Source organism: Nonomuraea sp. NPDC023979, from assembly GCF_040639085.1.
GTDB lineage: Bacteria > Actinomycetota > Actinomycetes > Streptosporangiales > Streptosporangiaceae > Nonomuraea > Nonomuraea ceibae.
Map to the genome: position 1 here is coordinate 20,918 of NZ_JBEZZG010000013.1, position 20,633 is coordinate 41,550.

A 20,633-nucleotide genomic window follows, 5' to 3' on the forward strand; every position below is an offset into this window, starting at 1 on the left:
ATGAACCACGCATCCACCGGCCAGGTGACCAGGTCACAGCGCCTGGTCGCCTCGGAGCGGGAGCTCCGCGACGCGATAGCACGCGAACTGCCCGGCGAGGACCTCGCCAACCTGGTCGTCATGGGCGGCCACTTCATGCTGTTCGAGGACGCGGCGTCGGGGCGGCTCGTCCCGGGCGTCATCGAGGAGCAGGCGGACGAGACGATGCGCCGCCGGATCGCCGGCCGCGTCGGCATCTTCCCCGGCTACACCTGGGAGATGTCGGCCGGGCTGCTGCGCGACTACGCCGCCGCCGGCGTCGACACCCGCCTGCTGCTGCTCGTCAACGACTGGCAGTACGTGCCGTCGGCGGGCCGCCCGGCCTCCGAGCTGCGCGCGGAGTTCTTCGCCGGCTTCGCCGAGCTGCCCGGCTCGTACGAGAAGATCCTGCGCGAGGCCGGGCTGTCTGCCGAGGACGTGCTGCCCAGCAGGAAGCACCCGCTGGCGTTCCCGGAGACGTGGCTGAAGTACCGCTTCCAGAAGGCCGCCGACCGGCTGGTCAAGCAGGGCCGGCTGGAGAAGCGCTACCTCGACTCGGGGAGCGGCGACAGCGAGGTGGCCTTCCTCGACGCCGACGGCAACTACCGCACGCTCATCAGCTGCGGCATCACCGGCTGCGCCGGCGAGATCACCGAGATGGTCTCCGAGGTGTACCGGGCGGGCTACCGGGCCATTCTGATCTTCGCGCCGGGCGAGTGCCTGATGCCCGTGCAGACGGGCGTGGACATCGCGCTCAACCTGTACGAGCTGCCGGGCATGCGGGTGGTGATCGCCGATCCTGGCGGCAGCGGCGAGATGTCCGCCGAGGAGATCTACGGCAAGCTCGTCACCGTCAGCACGTTCGGGAGCTGACGCCATGAAGGTCATCTATCTGGACGGCTGCGCGACGACGCGGGTGGACGACGAGGTCCTGGACGCGATGCTGCCGTTCCTGCGCGAGGAGTACGGCAACCCGTCGTCCCCGCACGTGCTGGGCAAGCGGGCCAGGCGGGCGGTGGACGAAGCGGCCGCGTCGGTGGCGGCGCTCCTGGGCGCCGACCCTGGCGACGTGGTGTTCACCTCGGGCGCGACCGAGAGCAACAACCTGGCGCTGCTCGGCGTGTTCGGCCACGACGACCGGGCGCCCGTCAACGGGCTGTTCTGCCCGACGGACCACAAGTCGTCGCTGGCGATCGGCCGGGCGCTGGCCGGGCGCGGCGTGGACGTGCGAATGATGCGGGTCGGCCCGGACGGCCGGATCGACCTGGAGCACCTGGCCGGGCGGCTCGACCTGCACTCGCGGGTGGCGACCGCCGCGTGGGTCAACAGCGAGATCGGCACCGTGCAGCCGGTGGCGGAGCTGGCCGCGCTCTGCCACGAGGCGGGCGCGCTGCTGCACGTGGACGCGGCGCAGGCGGCCGGGCGGATCCCGATGCTGGTGCGGGAGGCGGCGGCCGACACGCTGTCGATCTCCGGGCACAAGATCCGCGGCCCGAAGGGCGTCGGCGCGCTGTACGTGCGGCCGGAGATCCGGCACCGGCTGCGGCCGGTGATGTTCGGCGGCGGCCAGTACGAGCTGCGCAGCGGGACGATCCCGGCGCACCTGGTGGTGGGGCTGGGCAAGGCGTGCGAGCTGGCGCTGGCCCGGCTGGAGGCCGAGCGGGCGCGGGCCGCCGAGCTGCGCGCGACCGCGCTGGACATGCTGCAGGCGGGGCTGCCGGGCGTGCGGGTCAACGGCGACCCGCGCCACGGCGTGCCGCACGTGCTCAGCGTGGTGCTGCCCGGCGTGCGCGGGGAGAGCCTGGTGTCGAGCCTGTCGTCGGTGGCGCTGGCCACCGGGTCGGCGTGCAACTCAGGGTCGCAGGAGCCGTCGCACGTGCTGACGGCGATCGGCCTGGACGCGGAGGACGCCAACAGCACGGTCCGGATCTGCCTGGACGCCCGGATGCCGTTCGAGGATCTGGTGCTCGGGCTCGACCTGGTCGTGGAGCGGGCCCGCGACCTGGCCGGCGTGGTCGTCGCCACGGGCGCTCAGGCCCCCTTCACCCCGTCTTGAGGAACTTCCTGGCCGCTTCCACCCCTGCCTGGAAGCGGCTGGTGGCGTCCAGGTCGCGCATGAGCGTGGCGATGTGGCGGCGGCAGCTGCGCACCGACATGCCGAGCTTCCTGGCCACCACCTCGTCGGTGTAGCCCTTGGCCATGAGGGCGGCGATGGACTGCTGGAGGTCGTCGGCGACGGTGCCGTAGCCGAACTCGACGCCCTCCAGCGGGGTCGCGCTCTCCCACAGGTGGTTGAACATGTCGAGGAAGAACCGGGCGATCCCCTGGTTGCGCACCCGGGCCAGTGACACGTCGCCGTCGCCGTCGCCGAACAGGGCGACGAGCGAGCGGTCGAAGACGATCGCCGAGCGGGGCACGTTGCTGACGGTGTAGACCTCGACCCCGGCGTCCGTGAGCCGCTTCATCGCCAGCCGGGTGGCCACGTCGGCGCGGCTGCGGTGCTGGCAGATGACGCGCACGGTCACGCCCCTGGCGACCAGCACGAGGTACATCTGCGACAGGTCGCCCGCCTCGCCGATCCCGGCCTGGAGCACGAGCAGCTCGTCCCGGCAGGCGTCGCCGGCCGTCTTGAGGAAGCCGCGCACCTCCAGGTCGCCGACGAGGTAGTCCACGGTGCTGCGGGCGGCGTCGCCGCCGCCGAGGAAGCCGACGCCCTCGCGGATCTGGTCGATGAGCTCGCGCCGCCGGTAGATCTCCCGCTCGACGGAGGAGACCAGCGAGGCGACCGCGAGGTCGGGGTCGACGGGCACGTACCGGCCGATGGTGGCGGCGTCGGCGCGCAGCAGCCGGTTCTCCACCAGGTGCTGGACGGCCTGGCTGACCAGGTGGACGTCGATGCCCAGGTCGGCGGCGGCCACGTCGACGGCCTCGATGGCTCCCTTGCGGGCCGCGTAGTGGTAGACGTCGGTCTCGTGCCCGCCGTCGGAGGCGGACCTGCCGGTGAACAGCGCTGTCATGGACATGGTCGTCACTCCTTCTCTCACGCCGGCGTGCGGCGGCTGAACAGGACAAGTGAGGCGGACAGCAGGAGGGCCGCCATCCCGGCGAGCACGCCGAGCTGCGGCAGCACCGCGCCGAGGCCGGTGCCGGGCTCGGCGAGCCGCAGCAGCGCGTCCATGCCCCAGGCGTGCGGGAACAGGTGGCCGATCGCGTTGAGCACGTCCGGCGAGGACTCGCGCGGCCACAGGCAGCCGCCGAGCATCCCGAGGACGACGCCGAGCGGCGGGCCGATCGCGGGGGCCTGGTCGGGCGAGCTGAGCAGGGTGCCGGTGAGGATCGCGGCGCCGGTGGCGACGAGCGCGAACACGCCCACGACCGCCGCCACGCCGACCGGGTCGCCCCACGAGACGCCGAACAGCAGCGCGCTGACCACGACGATGAGCGCCGCCTGCGCGAGCGCGACGATCAGGCGGCTGACGGCCTCGCCGAGCAGCACCGACCTGCGGGTCACGGGCGCGGTGAGCGCCCGCTGCAGCATGCCGAGCCGGCGGCTCTCCACGAGCGCGGCGGCCACGGCCATCGAGTTGATGAACGTGAACAGCAGCAGGTTGGCCGGGGCGGTGTAGGCGAAGCCGCCCGGGTCGCCGCTGCCGGTTGCGGTGCCGGTCACGCCGACGCGCCCCGACTCGGCCTGCGCCCGGCGTACGTGGGCGGCGGCCTCCTCGGCGGTGGCGCCCGCGGCCCTGACGGCGCGGGTGGCCTCCAGGACGGCGGCGACCTTGGCGACGGCGCCGTCGACGGCGCCGCGGGCGGCCAGGCCGCTGCCGTTGGCCTGGGTCATGACGAGGTCGAGGCGGCCGGCGCCGGGCCCGATGATCAGACCGGCGGCCAGCTCCCCCGACCGCACGGCCGAGCGTACGTCGTCCGTCTCCGTCATGGCGCGCACGTCCAGGTCGGCGTGCGCGCGCAGCTCGGCGAGCAGGGCGGCGGTGACGGGGTCGGAGCCTTCGGCGACGACGCCGACGGGCAGCTTGCCGGAGCCGCCGCCACCGAAGGCCATGCCGACGAACAGGATCGACACGAACGGCATGATCACCATGAAGAACAGGCCGGTGCGGTCGCGGGCGTGCCTGCGCAGGTTGGCGGCCACGAGCGCGGCCACCGGCCTGGGCCGGTGCGGTGCCTGCGGGGGCGTCACAGCAGCATCCCCTTCCTGAGGCCGAGGACGGCCAGGCCGCCCGCGACGAGCGCGATCGCCAGCAGGACGGCGACGGGGCCCGCGACGGCGGCCACGCCCGCGCCGGACCCGGCGAGCTCGGCCAGCGCCGTGGCGGTCCAGCCGTTGGGGGTGAGCAGCGCCGCCGTCTGCAGCGGGCCGGGCAGGCTGTGCAGGGGTACGAGGCTGCCGCCGAGGAACGCCGCCACGAACGAGATCACCATGATCACCCCGTCGGCCTGGGCGTCGGTCCTGACCCGGGCGGCGACCAGCATGGTGATCGCGGCGGCGGCGAGCACGTGCGCGGTCAGCACGGTCAGCACGGCGAGCGGGTCGCCCCAGGAGGAGCCGAAGATGAGCGTGCCGGACGCCCAGGTGGCGCAGACGCTGACCATCGCCAGCCCGAACCCGACGACGGCCTTCCCCGCGACCGGCACCCAGGCGGCGAGCGGCCCGGCGCGCATCCGGTCGAGGGTGCCGAGCTTGCGCTCGGTGAGCAGGCTGCGGAAGGACGCGCCGACGACGAAGAAGGCGAACAGCGCCGCCATGCCGGAGCCGTAGTAGACGGCCAGGTCCACCTTGCCGCCGGCCAGCGGGTCGCCGGTGAGCGCGAGCGCGGGACCGGCGGCGCCGTTGCGCTCGACCAGCTCCTTGACCTCGTCGCCGGGCACCCCGGCGAGCAGCGCGGCCCGCACGGCCAGCGTCCTGGCGTCCACGACGGCGGAGATGCGGTCCACGACCGCGCCCGCGACCACGCCGGCCAGCGGCGATCCGGCCGAGGTGAGGACGGTGACGTCGCCGCCCTCCCCCGCGCCGACGCGGGCGCTGAACCCGGCGGGGAAGACGATGGCCGCGCCGATCTCGCCGGCGTCGAGCGCCCGCCGCGCCTCCCCGCCGTCCGGCAGGTCGCGCAGCGTCACGCTGCCCTTCAGCTCCTCGGCGCCCGCCACCTCGCGGCGCACGCTCGCCGGGAACTCGCCGCCGTCCAGGTCGACCAGGCCGATGGTGGCGCGCAGCGGCGGGTCGTCACCGCCGAGCGCCAGCCCGAACAGCGTGGCCAGCGTGACGGGGACGATCAGCGCGATGACGATCGCGGTGCCGTCGCGCAGCCTCGTGCGCAGCTCGTGCGCGCTCACCGTGAGCAGGGCCCGCCCCATGTCAGTCCCGCAAGGTGGTGCCGGTGAGGTGCAGGAACGTGGCTTCCAGGTCGGGCTCGACGACCTGGGCGGCGGTCACGGTGGCATGTCCCTCCACGGCGGTGATGAGCGATGGCAGCAGGTAGCGCCCGCCGTCGGCGAGCAGCCGCACGGACGACTCCCCGGTCCTGGCGGCCTCGCTCACGCCCTCGACCGCGCGCAGCTTCCCGAACGCGGCGGCGACGTCGCCGTCCAGCACCAGCTCCACGGTGTCCGCGCCGCCGACGAGGGAGACCAGCTCGCGGCGGGTGCCGTCGGCGACGATGCGGCCGTGGTCGATGATCGCCACCCGGTCGCAGACGCGCTCGACCTCCTCCATGTAGTGGGAGGTGTACAGCAGCGCCATGCCGTCGGCGACGAGGCGTTCGAGGCCGTCGAGGATGGCCTTGCGGCTCTGCGGGTCGACGCCGACGGTCGGCTCGTCCAGGATGAGCACCTGGGGGCGGTGCAGCAGGGCGGCGCCGATGTTGACGCGCCGCTTCATGCCGCCGGAGTAGGCGCCGAGCTTGCCGTCGGCCCGGTCGGCCAGGCCGATCAGGTCGAGCACCTCGTCGACGCGGGCGGCCAGGCCACGCCGGGGCAGGCCGAACAGGCGGCCGAAGAAGCGCAGGTTCTCCCGCCCGGTCAGCTCCGGGTAGAGGGCGATCTCCTGCGGGACGTAGCCGATCCGCGCCTTGGCGCGCAGCGGCTCGCGGGCCAGGTCGACGCCGCCGACCAGCACCTCGCCGGCGTCGGGGCGGAGCAGGCCGACGAGCATGGAGATCGTGGTGGTCTTGCCGGCTCCGTTCGGGCCGAGCAGCCCGTACGCCTGCCCGGGGGCGATGGACAAGCCCACGTCGTCCACGGCGACCAGGTCGCCGTAGCGTTTGCCGAGGCCCCGGCAGGCGAGTGCGGCCGTCATCGCCGCCACCCGGGCGCGTCCTGCGGGTCGCCCTTGCCCGCCGTGTTGCCCGCGTACACCTGCCGGGCGGGGTCGGCGCCGAGCTGGTAGTCCAGCGGGCTGTTGCCGGTGACCCGGTTCCACAGCAGGTGGCAGTCGTCGACGTCGTCGCCGCCGAAGTCCTTGGACGAGCCCAGGACGAGCCCGGCGCCCATCACCGACTCGCCGCTGGGGTGGTTGTCGTGGATGCGGTTGTCGACGACGGTGACGCGGTGCGCGCCGATCAGGGCGAGGCCGACGCCGGAGATCGGCGGCCCGGCCGCGCCCAGCCCGTCCGGCTCGGCGCCTGCGGCGAGCACGTTGCCGTACAGGTCGTTGCCGGAGACGAGGCAGTCGCGCACGCCGCCTTCGGGCTCGCCCTCGTACACCTGGTTGAGCAGCAGGATGCCGATCGCGTTGCCGTGGCAGGAGTTGCCCGTCACGCGCGCCTGCGAGGAGTTGTCGACGAAGACGCCGAAGGCGTTGCCGGTGCACTCGTTGCCGGTGATCTCCGCGTCGGAGCGGGGGCAGAAGCTGAGCGCGACGCCGCCGTACTGGCTGCCGGAGGCGTGGCAGCGCACCACCCGGCAGCCGGTGGACTCGCGCAGGTAGACGCCCCAGACGGCGTTGCCGCGCAGCTCGGCGTCGCGCACGCTCACCCCGGCGACGGTGTGGGCGTAGACGCCCGCGCCGGAGAAGCCGCGCACGCTCAGCGCCTCGACGCGCACGCCGCCGGCGGACTCGCCGTACACGGTGACGCCGCTGACCACGTCCTCGGCGGCGTCGTGCAGCCGGGGGACGCCAGCCGGGCCGCCGCCGCCGGGTTCCAGCACCGTGCGCCCGGCCCCGGCTCCGGTCAGCGTCACGCCGGGGTGCCTGATCCAGACGCTCTCCCGGTACGTGCCCTCCTCCAGGACGACGCGGGCGCCGGGGCCCGCCTCGTCGAGGGCGCGCTGGATCGGCTCGCCGGGGCGGACCGTTCTCGTCACGGACATGCGTTCCCCTTCTCGGCCAGGTAGACGATCGCCAGCGACACGAACACGCCGCCGCCCTCGCCCCACCGGGCGGCGGCGGCCACGGTCCGGGACCGGGGCGCGCCGCCGGGGGAGCTGCTCCCGGCGGCGGTCGCTGGAGCCTTCTCGGGGGCGTTCTCCGGAGCTGCCAGCCGGAGCAGGGCCGCGCGGGCGCTCGCGCCGCGCACCCGGTACGCCGCCCCGCCCGTCAGGGGGAGCCCGGTGGAGTCGGCCAGCTCGCAGGCCGCCTCGTCCAGCAGCGGGCGCGCCCACGCGGCCGGCGGCTCCTTCACGGCCTCGAAGTCGTGCCAGGTGAAGCCGGGCGGCCGGCCGCCGACGGCCTTGATCAGGCTCTCCTTGACCGAGACGGCGACCGGGCCCGCTCCCAGGCTCCGCTCGGCGGCGGTGGCGACGTGCCGGGCCAGCAGGTGCCCGCCCCGGCCGACGGCCGCGGCCAGCCGGTCGGCCTCCACGATGTCCACGCCCAGCAGGACGGCCGGCGCGCTCACGCGAGCGTCCCCGCGCCGGTCCCCGCGACGAAGGACGTCAGGGCCGCCGTGTACTCCTCGGCCCGCTCCACCATCGGGATGTGGCCGCTGTCCTCGACGAGCAGCAGCTCGTGCCCGTCGCGCCCGGCCAGCGCCTCGGCCCACGGCGCCACGGGCGTCATCCTGTCGTGCCGCCCCCACACGTACAGGGCAGGGCAGGTCACCTTGTCCAGCGCGGGCGGCACCCGGTAGGCGCGGGTGGCCTTGAGGCTGCGCGCCATCGACACCATCGACTCGGGGCGGGCCAGCAGCTCGCCCGCCTCCGCCATGCGCTCGGCGGAGAAGTGGCAGCCCTCGTGGAACAGGGCGGCGACCATGCGGCGGCCGAAGTCCTCGCCGGTCGGCCGGATGCTGCCGCGCCGGTCGAAGCTCAGGCCGACGTCGGGGTCGGCGGACAGGCCGGGGGCGCCGCTCACCACGATGCCGCGCACCCGGTCGGGGCGGCGGCCCGCGAGGTCGATCGCGACCAGGCCGCCGAGTGAGTTGGCGCAGACGACGACCTGGCCGTCCGCCCCGGCGGCGTCGCAGGCGTCGAGCAGCGCGTCGCCGAGCCGTTCGATGGAGCCGGCCAGCCGCCGGTCCAGGCCGCAGATCGGCTCGTTCGTACGCAGCACCGGCACGCCGGCCCGCTCCAGGCTGCGGTAGGGGTGGTCCCAGATCCAGCCGCCGGCGAACAGCGCGGACATGAACACCACGGCGGTGTCCGCGTCGCCGAGCCGGTGCTCGGTGGTGAATTCCCTCATCGTGGCTCCAGTCACAGCGTCGGGGCGTCGTCGGGGATCCAGCCGCACCCGCAGGCCGTGCCCGAGGCGACGACCTGCTCGCACGTCGGGCAGCGGGCGTAGTCCCGCGCGGAGGCGGGATACCAGACGCTGGTGTGGACGCGGGTGCACAGACCGCTCCTGAAGAAGCGGCGCATGGCCCGCTGGTGCGGCCGGGCGTGCACGGCGCGCATCGACTCGGGCCGGTCGAAGGCGCTCAGCGTGAACTTGCGCCCGCCGACGTCGAACGTGGTCACGCCGAGGAAGCCGCGCGTGGCGCGCAGCGACTTGACGATCTCGACGCTGAGCAGGTCCACGTCGGCGGCCTCGGCGTCGTCGCGGATCTCCAGCCAGGTCAGGACGAGCGCGCCGGGCCGCTCGGTGCGGCCGGTGGCGGCCCTGGCGCTCACGCCGAACTCGCGGGTCCCGTCGGAGCCGGGCGTGAAGCGGGCCGTGTGGCCGAGCGCCGCGGCGAGGGCGAGCCGGTCGAACGTGCGCCGCACGTGCGGGCCGTCCGCGCCGGCGGTGACCAGGTCGACGCCGTCGACGGCGACGGCGCCGCCGGTCGCGGGCATGCCCAGGTACGGCTCGCGGTGGTCGGCGGTCAGCCGCCACGACACGGCGGCGGCGCTCTCGTCGCCGGTGACGCGCTCCACGTCGAAGCGGGCGTTCCTGAAGCGGGACAGCGTGGCGGCGGCGTGCGCGGCCAGCGCCTCCCCGGCCAGCGGGGCCCCGGTGTCGGGGTCGGCGTAGGTGGCGGCGGTGGCCGCGACGGCCTCGGCGTCGCCGGACCCCCACGCCTCCAGATGCGCCTCGGCGAGCTTCCTGGCGTCCATCAGCGGCCCCCGCCCTCGATCAGCCGGTTCGTCCGCATGGCCCGGGACCCGTCCTCGGGGAGGCGGGGGGTGCGGACGGCCAGGGCCAGGGCGCGCAGGTCGGTGTGGCTGACCGACACCCGGATCCACCCGGGCACGGACGCGGCCAGCGCCGGCAGGTCGCCGAGCAGGCGCACCGACGGCGGATGCCCGTCGCGGCAGGCCGCGCCCGCGGCGCAGGCCGGGGTCGGCAGCGGCAGGATCTCCACCTGGCCCAGCCGCTCGGCGTCCGCCGGCAGCCCGAGCAGGCGCAGCACCGCCCGCTTGGCGGCCAGCCGGCCCGCCCAGCGCTGCAGCGTCCGCCCGCCCGACCTGACGCGTTCGGCGCGGGTGAAGACGACCTCCAGCGGCATGCCGGCGACCAGGTCGCGCGGGCCGCCGAGCCCGGCGTGGCCGACGATCGCGCTGCCCCACCGCCTCACGCCGCCACCCCCTTGGCCAGGCGTCGCGGCGTGGCCGGGTCGGCCATGCTCAGGCAGCGCACCCCGGCGCGGCGGGCCAGCCCGGCGAGCACCTTGCTGTCGCCCACCTCGACGAGGGACGGCGCGAGCGGCGCGACCGCCGCCATCGTGGCGGTCCAGCGGACCCGGCCGGTGAGCTGGGCGACCAGGGCGCGGCGCAGGACGTCCACGTCGGTGGTGGGCTCGCCGGTGACGTTCGGGACGACGGGGACGCGCGACTGCCGCAGCGGCGCCCCGGCCACCGCCGCCGCCCACGCGGCCTCGGCCCCGGCCATCAGCGGCGAGTGGAAGGCGTCCCCCACCTTCAGCGGCACGATCTTGACGTCGGGGGCGAGCCCGGCCAGCCGGTCCAGGCCGGGCGGCGCGCCCGACACCACCACGTGGCCGGGCGCGTTCTCCAGCGCCACGACGACCGGCTCCCCCGGCTCCGACGCGGCCCCGGCCAGCTCCTCGACCCGCTCCACCGGCAGGCCCATCACCGCCCGCATCCCGCCCGACGCGGCCACCCCGGCCATCAGCCGGGCCCGCAGCTCCACCAGCCGCACGGTCGCGGCCAGGTCCAGGACACCCGCCGCGTGCAGCGCGCTCAGCTCGCCCACGCTGTGCCCGGCCACGACGGCGAGCTCGTACCCCTCCTCGTCCAGCACGGCCAGCGCCGCCAGGTTGCACGCCGTCACCGCGATCTGGGCGTGCTCGGTGGCGACCAGCCGGTCCAGCGGACCCCGTGCGCACAGCGGCGAGATCGGCCGCGCCAGCAGCGCGTCGACCTCGTCGAGCCGCCGCCGGGCCGCCGGGGCGCGGCGCAGCCAGGCGCCCATGCCGACGCGGACCGTCCCCTGCCCGGGGAAGAGATAGCCGAGCATGTGCCGTCCCCTCTAGAGCCGGCGCCGGGGGCGCCGCTCCTCGTGCGCGGGCCGCTCGGTGCCGAGGAAACCGAGCAGCAGCTTGCTGACCTCGTCGGGGGCGTCCAGAGGCAGCCAGTGACCGGCGTCCTCGATCCGCTCGTAGCGCCACGGGCCCTTCACGTACTTGCCGGAGGCGGTCATGCCCTCCTCCAGCAGCGCCTTGTCACCCGCGCCCCAGATGCCGAGCGTCGGCGCGTACACGGGCGGGAACGGCCGAGCCGGGCGCAGCTCGGCCTCCGGCGAGCGGTTGGCCCGGTACCAGTTGAGCCCGGCGGTGAGCGCGCCCGGCCGGGCCAGGTCGCGCAGGTAGCGGTCGTAGTCGCCGTCGCGGCCCATGATCTCCTTGAACAGCCGCCAGCCGTTGCGCCGCAGCAGCTCCTCGCTCACGCCGGGGAACTGGTAGAAGAGCATGTACCAGGAGGCCGCCCGCTGCTCCAGCGACGGCGTGGCGAAGACGCCCGGGTGCCCGACCGACAGGACCACCAGGTGGTCGAGCCTGCGCGGCATGAGGAAGGCGTACATCCACGCGATCGCCGCGCCCCAGTCGTGGCCGACCAGGTGCGGGCGCTTGATCCCGAGCTTGAGCGTGAGCGCCACGACGTCGTTGACGATCGTCTGCATGCCGTACGCCTCGGCCTCCTGCGGCTTGCTGGAGTCGCCGAACCCGCGCAGGTCCGGCGCGATCACGCGGAAGCCGCCCTCGACCAGCGCCGGGATCTGGTGCCGCCACAGGTAGGAGGAGTCGGGGAAGCCGTGCAGGAGGATGACGGGGTCGCCCTCTCCCTCGTCGATGTAGGCGAGCTCGATGTCGTTGACGCTTACGGTCTTCTTCTCGGTCATGCGGTCTCCCTGAACAGGCGCTCAGCGAAGAACTCGCTGAAGCCGAACTCCGGTACGTCCTCGGGCGCGACCATGTTGAGCAGCCCGGTCACCTGGGCGGCGAAGTTGCGCGCCATCAGCCTGCGGACCCGCCGCCTGCGCTCCACCGCGGCCGGCCCGAACTCCACGTGCAGCCTGCTGATGATGGACGCGCCGAAGTCCAGCCGCTCCAGCCGCGAGCCCCGCTCCTTCACGTACGGCTCGAACGCCGCCGGGGACCAGTCGGAGGAGGCCAGCAGGATGTCGCACACGGTACGGGCGTCCCGCATGGCGCACGACAGGCCGGTGCCGAGCACCGTGTCGGCGTTGCCCGCCTCGTCGCCGATGAGCACGACGCCCTCGGTCAGCGGCGGCCCCTCCGGCACGCTCGACACCGACGGCCACACCGACAGCGGGCCCGCGGGCCTGGCCCCGGTCACCGCCCTGCCGCGGTCGGGCAGGCATTTCAGCGCGTACGCGGCCAGGAACCGCTCCACGCCGCCCGGGCCCCGGTAGCGGTGCTTGTTGGCCACGGGGAAGTTCAGATAGAGGCGGGCCCGGCCGTAGCCCTGCGGGAACACCATGAACATGACGTCGCCCTCGGTGCCCATCGCCTGCACGTCCGGCGGCCAGCCGTCCATGCCCTCGACCATCATGCCGCCGCCCCAGTGGTGCATGGAGTTGCGCATGGTGACGCCGATCTGGCGGCCCACGGTGCAGCCGCGTCCCGTCGCGCCGAGCACGAGGCGGGGGCGCAGCTCGTGCTCGCCCTCCTCCGTCCGGTAGGTGACGACGGGCCGCTCGCCGGCGACGACGCGGATCCTCGCCGCGTCCATCACCAGCCGGGCGCCGCCCGCCACCGCCTGCTCGGCCATCAGCGCGCACACCGCGTGATGCGGGAACGACATCGGGCCGCCGACACCCGGGATGAACCGGGTCATGTCCACCGCCTCGACCTCGTCCTCGGTGACGGCCTCGTCCCAGGTCATCCACTCGCGGATCTCCCAGGCGCCACCGGCCGAGAAGCAGTCGTCCACGCCGAGGCGCTGCGCCTCCACGATCCCCCACGGCGCCAGCCACTCGCCGCGTACGAGATCGTGGTAGGTCGCCTGCTTCTCCAGCAGCACCACCGACAACCCGCCGGCGGTCAGCTTGCAGGCGGCGGAGGCGCCGGCGATGCCCCCGCCGACGATGACGACGTCGGGCTGCTCGGGTCGGGTCACTGCCCCCACCTCTCCCAATAGGTGCGTTCACCGGCGCTGTAGCGGGCCGCCGGGCGGAAGCCGTCACCCAGCGTGTAGGCGACGGGGATCATGCACACCTGCGTGACCCCGGACGGGATGCCGAGCAGCCGCCCGGTCTCCCGCTCGTGCGGCACGTGCAGGCAGGTGATCGTGCTGCCGAGGCCCCGGCTGCGCAGGGCGAGCTGGAAGGACCAGATCGCGGGGAAGATCGAGCCGTAGAAGATGCTGGCCCGCGTCTCGCCGTGCTGCACCAGGTGGCCGGGGTCCTCGGCGACCTTGCTCGCCATGCGCTCCCGCCAGCGGGCGTTGATCTCGGCGATGTCCGGCGGCCGGCCCAGCACGCACGGGATCACCAGCACGGGCACCGCCGCGATCGTCTCCGTCAGCGCCCGCGCCGAGTCGAAGTTGCGCCGGGCCTGCGCGTCGTTGCGCCGCCGGCCCGCGTTGGTCCACATGTCGTTGCGGTGGAACGTCCACGACGAGCGGATCATCTCGGCGAGCTTCTCCTTGACGCCCGCCTCGGTGATCACCAGCCAGCGCCAGTTCTGGTGGTTGTTCGCGGTCGGCGCCTGGACCGCCACCTCCAGCGCCTCCCGCACGATCTCGCGCGGCACGGGCCGGTCCAGGTCCAGCCGCCGGCGCACCGATCTGGTCGTGGTCAGCAGCCTGTCCGTCTCGGCCACGTCGAACGGCCTCTCGCTCACACCGCCTCCAGCAGTACGGCCCCGCGCACGGAGTCGTGCGCCGCCGTCAGCGCCACCGCCCGCTCCACCGCCCCGGCCAGCTCCGGCCCCGCGACATACGGCCCGCCGGCCGCCTCACCGCCAGAGGACCCGGCAACCTCCGGACCGGAGGCTCCGGCCAGGGCGGGGGTGATGCCGTCGCGGACGGCGAGGGCCGCCAGGGCGATGTTCATGGCGCCGGTCGCCGACTGGCAGTCGCCGATCAGGGCCGCCGAGGCGGTGAGGAGCGCGTCCGGCATGCGTGCCCGGACCGCCGCCGCCTCCTCGGCGTCGCGCGGCAGCCCGGTGGCGGCGCCGACGACCAGGCCGGGCGCCGCACCGGGCAGTTCCAGGCTGCGCGCCACCGGCTCGGCCCCTTCGCCCGCCACGTGCCGCGTCCCGGCCACCCGCGCGTACGGCCTGCCGCCACGCTGGGCGCAGTGCTCGGCGGACTCCACCACGAACGCCACCGCCCCCGACCCGGCTCCCTGAGCCACCGGCCCGGAAGCCCCCTCACCGCCCGCGACCCCGGGTACGCCCCCCTCGGCACCGGAAGCCGAGGTCGGGAGCCCGTACGGAAAGCCCGAATGCGCGGACGGAGCGGAGGCGGCGGACGCGGAGCCCGCGCCCTCCGGGGTGGCGGTGGCCTGGGGGGCGGGGGTTTCGTCGGCGGCCACCACCAGGACGACGTCGGCCTTGCCCGCGGCGATCATCTCCAGGGCGCAGTCGAGGGCGATGGACGCCGACGCCGCGCCGTTGCAGATGGTCGTGGTGGGCCCGCGCAGCCCGAGCGTCTGGCAGACGGCGCCGCCGGTGGCGTTCAGGACGACGTTGGAGAAGCTGAGCACGGCGGGCTTGTTGGGGTTGAGCGCGATGCTGTCGTCGAACCCGCCGGTGCTCTCGGCGGACCCAGCGCCGGTGGCGAAGACCAGCGCGACGTCGTCGAGCGCCCGGCGGGGCAGTTTGAGCCCGGCGTCCTCCCAGGCGAGCCGGGAGGCGGCGATGGCCAGGCGGGACAGCCGGTTCATGTGCCGCCACAGCGACCGGGGCGCGAACGTGCGGCCTTCCAGGGAGGGGGCGCGCCCGTCGGCGCGGCGGCCGGCGGTGATGGCGGCGGCGGTCTCGGCGATGCCGGTGCCCGCGCCGGTGACCGGTCCGAGCCCGGTGATGACGGCGTCGCGGCGGGCCGGCGGGTCGTGCGGGCGGGGTTGGCCGGACGGGCCGGGCCCGGCGCCGGTGCGGGGCCGGGTCAGCACGAGGGAGACGTTGTTGCCGCCGAAGGCGTAGTTGTTGGAGACGACGGTGTCGATGGTCATCGGGCGGGCGTCGTTGGGCACGTAGTCGAGGTCGGCGCGGGAGTCGTCGTCGAAGCCGATCGTGGGGGGCGCGACGCCGTGCCGCAGGGCGAGGACGGAGGCGACGGCCTCGACGGCTCCGGCGGCGCCGAGGGTGTGGCCGACGAACGACTTGATGCTGCTGGTGGGCACCTGGGGGGCGCGTTCGCCGAAGACCAGGCGCATGACCTTGGCCTCCATGGCGTCGTTGGCCGGGGTGCCGGTGCCGTGGCCGCTGACGTAGTGGACGTCGGCGGGGGTGAGCCCGGCGTCGGCGAGCGCGCGGCGGACGGCGCCGGCGCCGCCTCGGCCGGTGGGGTCGGGGGCGGTGGCGTGGTAGGCGTCGGCGGACAGCCCGTAGCCGGCGACCTCGGCGAGCGGGGTGGCGCCGCGGGCGAGTGCCAGGTCGAGCGGCTCCAGCAGCAGGAACGCGGCGCCTTCGCCCAGGTTGAGCCCGTCGGAGTGGCTGTAGGGGCGGCAGGGCCCGGTGCTGAGCGCCTGGAGCCCGGCGAAGCCCGCGTACGTGCCGAACAGGAGCGGGTCGACCCCGCCGGCGAGGACGGCGTCGGCCTCGCCGGTGAGGATCTTGTCGCGGGCCAGGCCGACGGCGTTGCCTCCGGCGGCGCACGCGGTGGAGACCAGGACGCGCGGGCCGCCGAGGCCGAGCCGCCGGGCGACCACGTCGGCGGTGTGGTGCATCGGCTGGTAGCGCCCCTGCGGCCCGGGGGTCGCCTGGCACTTGCCGAGGATGATCCCGAACCGCCCGGGATCGGGCCCCGCCGGGCCCGGCCCGCCGACGCCGGAGCCGAAGCCAGGGCCGGCGCTCGGGCCGGGGTCGGGGAGGGGCAGGCCGGCCTGTTCAATCGCCTGGCGGGCGGCGACCAGGGCGAGCCTGGCGGTACGGTCGCCGGCTTCGACGCCGGCGGGGAGCTGGGTGTCGATCCAGGCGTCGGGCACCTGCCCGGCGTGCCTGGCGGCGAACACGGCGTACGCCGGGTCCTCGATGGGGGCGAGCCCGCCCCTGGCCGTGGTGAGCCGCGTCCAGAACTCCGCGGGGTCCCTGCCGGCCGCGCAGATGATGCCCAGACCGGTGACCACGACGGGCCGCAGCGCCATGCTCTGCCTCCTTCTCAGCGTGACCGGCCGATCAGATGATCGGGATGCTCCAGCTCTTGGGCACGATGTACGGGCTGGTCAGCGTGGTGACGCCGAGGCCGCCGACGGTCAGGTCCAGTCCGGCGGCCGCGAGCTCGGGGTCGACGCGGGCCAGACCGAGGGTGGCGCCGAGGCCGGTGCTGTGGACGGCGTGGACGACCTCGCCGACGTCCTGGCCGCCGGCGAGCACGCGGGTGCCGGGCGCGGGGACGCCTTCGCAGCCGGTGAAGCCGACCGTGCGCCGCCCGTCCCCGCTCTCGAACGCCTCGAGCACGGCGTCGCGTCCGACGAAGTCGTCCTTGGTGATGTCGACCAGCCAGTTGGCGCCGATCTCGATCACGGTGGCGCCGGGGGTGGCCTCGTGGCGCGGGATCGGCTGGCGCACCTCCAGCATGGCCAGTTCCAGCGCCTCCTGCCCGGCGGCCTGGGCGTGCTCCAGCGCTCCGGCCCACAGGCGGGACGCGGCCTCGCGCGGGACGATCATCTGGTAGCCGTACTCGCCGGTGTAGCCGGTCCTGGCGAAGACGATGTCCACGTCCTCCCAGGTGGCGTCCACGACCGATTCGAACGGCAGGGAGGCCAGCTCGCCGTCGATGAGCCGGCCGACGACGCCCCAGGCGTAGGGCCCTTCGAGGCCGATGACGGTCAGCTCGGCGGAGCGGTCGGTGATCTCGGCGCCGTCGACGGCGTGGGCGTTCAGGTGGTCCAGGAGCTTGGAGCCGGCGCCGCAGGAGCTCTCCAGGAGCAGGCCGTCCTCCCTGCCGAAGGCGATGACCTGGTCGACGACCTGGCCGGAGTCGTCGAGGACGAGGCTCATCATGCAGCGGTCGGAGGTCAGGTACTCCACGTCGCGGGCGAGGATCCGCTGGGCGAAGTCCACGGCGGCGGGGCCGGTGATCTCGATGAGGCGGTGCCCGCCGAGGTCGAGCACGGCCGCCCGTTCGCGCAGCACCTGGTACTCCCCCGCGAGGGTGGAGAAGCGCAGCGGTACGGTGACGTCGCCCACCTGGCCGTAGACGGTGTCCTCCGGATGCCGGGTCGCGAGGACGCTTGCCATGTTCACACCTTTCGCACGGAACGTTGGTTCGCCGGGTCGGCGATGGTGAGGTTTCCTTCGGCGGCGATCTGGCCGTCGACGCGGGCCGAGACCCGGTATTCGGCGAACCCGCCGCCGCCCCCGGTGCGCTCGGCGGTGAGCGCGAGCTGGTCGCCGGGCACGACGGGGCGGCGGAAGCGCATCGCCCTGACGCCCGCCAGGTAGCTGATCTCGCTGGCTCCGGCCAGGGCGAAGACGACGCCGGCGAGCTGGGCCATGGCTTCGACCATGACGACGCCGGGCAGGACGGCCTCGCCGGGGAAGTGTCCCTGGAACCACAGCTCGGTGCCGGTGACGTTCTTGGTGGCGGTGCCCTTGACGCCGGGGACGACCTTGCCGACGCGGTCGAGGAGCAGCATCGGCCAGCGGTGCGGCAGGACGGCGCGGATCTGGTCGTGGTTCAGCCCGGAGACGGGCGGCGCCTGTTCGGCGACCGTCATGCCGTGGCCCGCAGGCTGGGGTCGACCTCGTCGGCGAGGCGGGACACCGAGCCGAACACGGCCATGTCGCTGTCGTAGAGCGCGACGCCGAACTCGGCCTCGATGGCGACGTACAGTTCGAGCACGTCGAGGCTGTCGAGTTCGAGGCCGCGGCCGAACAGGGGCTGGTCGTCGGTGATCCAGCCGGGTTCGATCTCCAGGTCGAGCCGCGAGACGATCATCTTCTTGATCTGGCTGCAGGTCTGCTGCCGCTGCGCGGCCCTGGCCCGCAGTTCGTCGATGGTCATGGGTTCTCCTTGTGCGCCGGGCTGCTGCTGGTCGGGGCGGGTCACTGCAGGCCGCCGCCGTGCGCGACGACCACTGAGCCGGACATGTACGAGGCCTTGTCCGAGGCGAGGAAGCTGACGATGGCGGCGATCTCCTCGGGGCGGCCCATGCGGCCCAGGCGGATGCGCGACTCGTACCGCTTCTTGATGTCGGCGGGCACCTTGCGGGTCATGTCGGTGGAGACGAAGCCGGGGGCGACGACGTTGGCGCGGACCCCGTGCGGGGCGGCCTCGTTGGACAGCGCGTGGGTGAAGGCGATGATCGCGCCTTTGGACGCCACGTAGTTGGTCTGGCCGGGGAAGCCGCCGTCGAGGCCGCTGGAGGAGGAGATCGTCACGATCGACCCGCTCCGCTGGTGCTGCATGATCTTGAGCGCTTCGCGGCAGGCGAGGAAGGTGCCGACGAGGTTGGTGTCCACGGGGGTGCGGAACTGCTCCAGGCTCATCGCGATGAGGTAGCGGTCCAGGGTCACTCCGGCGCTGGTCACGAGCACGTCGAGGCGGCCGTGTTCGGCGCGGACGTCGCGGAAGAGGCGCTTGACCTCGTCCTCGTCGGTGACGTCGGCGCGTACGGCGGCGGCGCTGCCGCCTTCCGCCGTGATCAGGCCGGCGACCTCCTTGGCGTCGTGCTCGGAGCGGGCGTAGTTCACGACGACGTGGGCGCCCTCGCGGGCCAGGTCGAGGGCGACGGCCCGGCCGATGCCGCGCGACCCGCCCGTCACCACGGCCACGGATCCTGGGGCAAAGAGCATCATCTCTCCAGGAATTCGATAATCACCGGATCGATCAACTGGATCTTCTCCCCATAAGCTACTAAGCCCCGATATCACCCCTGTATCACGCAGATATCTGCGCATTGACCTGAATAATCGCGATATATGACTCTGGGGCCATGAATGAGCTCAATGCGGAAGTTCTGGTCGTCGGTGGCGGGCCCGTCGGGCTGTGCGCCGCCATTGAGCTCGCCCGCCACGGAATATCGGTGCTCCTGGTGGAAAGGCACGAGGGCACGGCGATTTTCCCCAAGGCCCGCCTGATCACCACCAGGACGATGGAGCTGCTGCGCGCCTGGGGCCTCCAGGAGGAGGTCGAGCGCGCCGGCATGCCCCGCGAGGAGTACCTGGCGGTGGGCGTCGGCAGTTCCCTGACCGCGCCCGACTTCGTCCGCTCGGCCGCCGAGCTGGACCGCGACGCCCCGCAGAGCCCCACGTACACGTTCCTGTGCTCGCAGGACCGGCTGGAGGTGATCCTGCGCCGCCACGCCGGGTCGCTGCCCGGCGCCGACATCCGGTTCGGCGTCACCATGACCGGCCTGCGGCCCGGCCCCGGCGGCGTGACGGCGGGCCTGCGCGACGAGAGCGGCCGCGAGACGTCCGTGACCTGCCGGTACGTGGTCGCCGCCGACGGCAGCCGCAGCGGCGTGCGCGACGCGCTCGGCATCGCCGTCGAGGGCCCCCCGCCGCTCGGGCACATGATCAGCATCATGTTCGAGGCCGACCTGGGCTTCCTGCCGCCCGACCGGCGGGCCGCGCTGTCGTTCCTGCGCGACCCGCCGTGCGCCATGGAGGCCGTGGACCACGAACGGCGCTGGATGGTGCAGACCGGCTACGAGCCCGAGCTGGGCGGCAGCCCGGCGGACTTCACCGAGGAGGTGTGCCTGGCGGCGGTGCGCGCGGCCGTCGGCGTCCCGGACCTGCCGGTCACGCTGCTCGGCGTGATGCCGTGGCTGCAGCAGGCCAAGGTCGCCGCCGCCTTCCGCGCCGGGCCCGTCTTCCTGGCGGGCGACGCCGCGCACGTGGCCACGCCGCAGGGCGGGTTCGGCATGAACTGCGGCATCCAGGACGCGCACAACCTGGCCTGGAAGCTCGCCGCCGTGCTGCGCGGCGCCGCGGGCGAGGCGCTGCTGGACACCTACGAGGCCGAGCGCCGGCCCGTGGCCGTCCGTACCGTGGACGAGAGCCTGAACAACGCGCTGATCACCTTCGAGATGATGGAGGGGCGGCTGTCGATGCGGGAGGCGATCGAGCGGCAGGCGGGACGGCGCAGCAACGAGGGCCTGGTGCTGGGGTTCGCCTACGACTCCGCCGCCGTGCTGCCCGACGGCACCGCGCCGCCCGCCCCCGCCGACCCGTACCGCACGTACGTCCCCGCCGCTCGTCCCGGGCACCGGGCGCCGCACGTCTGGCTGTCCGGCCCCGGCGGCCGCCTGTCGACCCTGGACCTGCTCGGCCCCCGCTTCACCCTGCTCACCCCGTCGGGCAGCGGCTGGCTCGCGGCGTCCGCCCACCTCACCGCCTCCCTCTCGGTGGTGGAGGTCGCCCCCGACGACCTCGCCGCGCCGCCGGACGCGGGGGGATCGGCCCGGGCCCCGTACGTGTCCGCGACGTGGGCCAAGGAGTACGGGGTCGGCCCGGAGGGGGCGGTGCTGGTGCGGCCGGACGGGCATGTCGCCTGGCGGTCCGCGGCGGGCCCGGCGTCGGCGCGGGCCCTCGCGGAGGCGCTGGCCGGGGTGCTGGGGCACGGACGGTGAGCCGCGGGGCCGGGGC

At 74.5% G+C, this 20,633-nt stretch carries 21 protein-coding genes; 3 read left to right on the forward strand and 18 right to left on the reverse strand.

The genetic code is table 11. From position 1 onward, the window contains the following. Window positions 1–891 carry an LPD16 domain-containing protein gene (locus AB0G11_RS23000; protein WP_357588051.1) on the forward strand — a complete coding sequence of 297 codons (891 nt, stop codon included), beginning with the start codon at window positions 1–3 and terminating at the stop codon, window positions 889–891. 4 nt (window positions 892–895) lie between these two features. Continuing rightward, complete coding sequence (locus AB0G11_RS23005) at window positions 896–2,074, forward strand: cysteine desulfurase family protein (RefSeq protein ID WP_357588053.1); 1,179 nt, start codon at window positions 896–898, stop codon at window positions 2,072–2,074. On the opposite strand, the gene AB0G11_RS23010 is transcribed toward AB0G11_RS23005, so the two are convergent. The 18 genes from AB0G11_RS23010 to fabG are packed head-to-tail and all read right to left on the reverse strand — an operon-like array spanning window position 2,061 to window position 18,818. After that, window positions 2,061–3,041: a hypothetical protein gene (locus AB0G11_RS23010; RefSeq protein ID WP_219509635.1), complete on the reverse strand. Its 981-nt coding sequence runs from the start codon at window positions 3,039–3,041 to the stop codon at window positions 2,061–2,063. The genes AB0G11_RS23005 and AB0G11_RS23010 overlap by 14 nt on opposite strands. A gap of 17 nt (window positions 3,042–3,058) precedes the next feature. Continuing rightward, on the reverse strand, window positions 3,059–4,216 hold the full coding sequence (locus AB0G11_RS23015) for an ABC transporter permease (RefSeq protein ID WP_357588055.1): 1,158 nt from the start codon (window positions 4,214–4,216) through the stop codon (window positions 3,059–3,061). Further along, entirely contained in the window at window positions 4,213–5,391 is a 1,179-nt protein-coding gene (locus tag AB0G11_RS23020; protein WP_357588057.1) for an ABC transporter permease, read from the reverse strand. Before AB0G11_RS23020 ends, AB0G11_RS23015 begins: the two co-directional genes overlap by 4 nt. A 1-nt stretch (window position 5,392) precedes the next feature. Then, window positions 5,393–6,331 (reverse strand): ABC transporter ATP-binding protein, encoded by a 939-nt coding sequence (locus tag AB0G11_RS23025; RefSeq protein ID WP_357588059.1) that lies wholly within the window; start codon window positions 6,329–6,331, stop codon window positions 5,393–5,395. Then, window positions 6,328–7,344 carry a right-handed parallel beta-helix repeat-containing protein gene (locus AB0G11_RS23030; RefSeq protein WP_357588061.1) on the reverse strand — a complete coding sequence of 339 codons (1,017 nt, stop codon included), beginning with the start codon at window positions 7,342–7,344 and terminating at the stop codon, window positions 6,328–6,330. The genes AB0G11_RS23025 and AB0G11_RS23030 overlap by 4 nt, the downstream gene beginning before the upstream one ends. Beyond that, window positions 7,335–7,871 carry a hypothetical protein gene (locus tag AB0G11_RS23035; protein ID WP_357588063.1) on the reverse strand — a complete coding sequence of 179 codons (537 nt, stop codon included), beginning with the start codon at window positions 7,869–7,871 and terminating at the stop codon, window positions 7,335–7,337. The genes AB0G11_RS23030 and AB0G11_RS23035 overlap by 10 nt, the downstream gene beginning before the upstream one ends. Continuing rightward, the gene (locus AB0G11_RS23040) at window positions 7,868–8,653 is read right to left on the reverse strand and encodes an alpha/beta hydrolase (protein ID WP_219509632.1); all 786 of its coding nucleotides are present in this window, start codon (window positions 8,651–8,653) and stop codon (window positions 7,868–7,870) included. Before AB0G11_RS23040 ends, AB0G11_RS23035 begins: the two co-directional genes overlap by 4 nt. Window positions 8,654–8,664: 11 nt before the next feature. Further along, entirely contained in the window at window positions 8,665–9,507 is an 843-nt protein-coding gene (locus AB0G11_RS23045; RefSeq protein ID WP_219509631.1) for an ester cyclase, read from the reverse strand. After that, the gene (locus tag AB0G11_RS23050; RefSeq protein WP_357588065.1) at window positions 9,507–9,968 is read right to left on the reverse strand and encodes a phosphopantetheinyl transferase; all 462 of its coding nucleotides are present in this window, start codon (window positions 9,966–9,968) and stop codon (window positions 9,507–9,509) included. The genes AB0G11_RS23045 and AB0G11_RS23050 overlap by 1 nt, the downstream gene beginning before the upstream one ends. Further along, window positions 9,965–10,870, reverse strand: a complete 906-nt coding sequence (locus AB0G11_RS23055; RefSeq protein ID WP_357588067.1) for an ACP S-malonyltransferase — start codon at window positions 10,868–10,870, stop codon at window positions 9,965–9,967. Before AB0G11_RS23055 ends, AB0G11_RS23050 begins: the two co-directional genes overlap by 4 nt. A 12-nt stretch (window positions 10,871–10,882) precedes the next feature. Beyond that, window positions 10,883–11,752 (reverse strand): alpha/beta fold hydrolase, encoded by an 870-nt coding sequence (locus tag AB0G11_RS23060; protein ID WP_357588069.1) that lies wholly within the window; start codon window positions 11,750–11,752, stop codon window positions 10,883–10,885. Then, entirely contained in the window at window positions 11,749–12,993 is a 1,245-nt protein-coding gene (locus AB0G11_RS23065) for an FAD-dependent oxidoreductase (RefSeq protein ID WP_308125979.1), read from the reverse strand. The genes AB0G11_RS23060 and AB0G11_RS23065 overlap by 4 nt, the downstream gene beginning before the upstream one ends. After that, window positions 12,990–13,718 (reverse strand): nitroreductase family protein, encoded by a 729-nt coding sequence (locus AB0G11_RS23070; protein WP_219509626.1) that lies wholly within the window; start codon window positions 13,716–13,718, stop codon window positions 12,990–12,992. Before AB0G11_RS23070 ends, AB0G11_RS23065 begins: the two co-directional genes overlap by 4 nt. Further along, the gene (locus AB0G11_RS23075; RefSeq protein ID WP_219509625.1) at window positions 13,715–16,186 is read right to left on the reverse strand and encodes a beta-ketoacyl-[acyl-carrier-protein] synthase family protein; all 2,472 of its coding nucleotides are present in this window, start codon (window positions 16,184–16,186) and stop codon (window positions 13,715–13,717) included. Before AB0G11_RS23075 ends, AB0G11_RS23070 begins: the two co-directional genes overlap by 4 nt. Window positions 16,187–16,217: 31 nt before the next feature. Next, the gene (locus AB0G11_RS23080; RefSeq protein WP_246645972.1) at window positions 16,218–17,282 is read right to left on the reverse strand and encodes a glycine cleavage T C-terminal barrel domain-containing protein; all 1,065 of its coding nucleotides are present in this window, start codon (window positions 17,280–17,282) and stop codon (window positions 16,218–16,220) included. A gap of 2 nt (window positions 17,283–17,284) precedes the next feature. Next, window positions 17,285–17,761 (reverse strand): 3-hydroxyacyl-ACP dehydratase FabZ, encoded by a 477-nt coding sequence (fabZ, locus tag AB0G11_RS23085; RefSeq protein ID WP_357588071.1) that lies wholly within the window; start codon window positions 17,759–17,761, stop codon window positions 17,285–17,287. Further along, the gene (locus AB0G11_RS23090; protein ID WP_219509622.1) at window positions 17,758–18,048 is read right to left on the reverse strand and encodes a phosphopantetheine-binding protein; all 291 of its coding nucleotides are present in this window, start codon (window positions 18,046–18,048) and stop codon (window positions 17,758–17,760) included. The genes fabZ and AB0G11_RS23090 overlap by 4 nt, the downstream gene beginning before the upstream one ends. 41 nt (window positions 18,049–18,089) lie before the next feature. Beyond that, window positions 18,090–18,818, reverse strand: a complete 729-nt coding sequence (gene fabG / locus AB0G11_RS23095) for a 3-oxoacyl-ACP reductase FabG (RefSeq protein ID WP_308125978.1) — start codon at window positions 18,816–18,818, stop codon at window positions 18,090–18,092. 161 nt (window positions 18,819–18,979) lie between these two features. Between fabG and AB0G11_RS23100 the strand changes: the two genes are divergently transcribed. Beyond that, window positions 18,980–20,617, forward strand: a complete 1,638-nt coding sequence (locus tag AB0G11_RS23100; protein WP_357588073.1) for an FAD-dependent oxidoreductase — start codon at window positions 18,980–18,982, stop codon at window positions 20,615–20,617. Window positions 20,618–20,633: the final 16 nt, after the last annotated feature.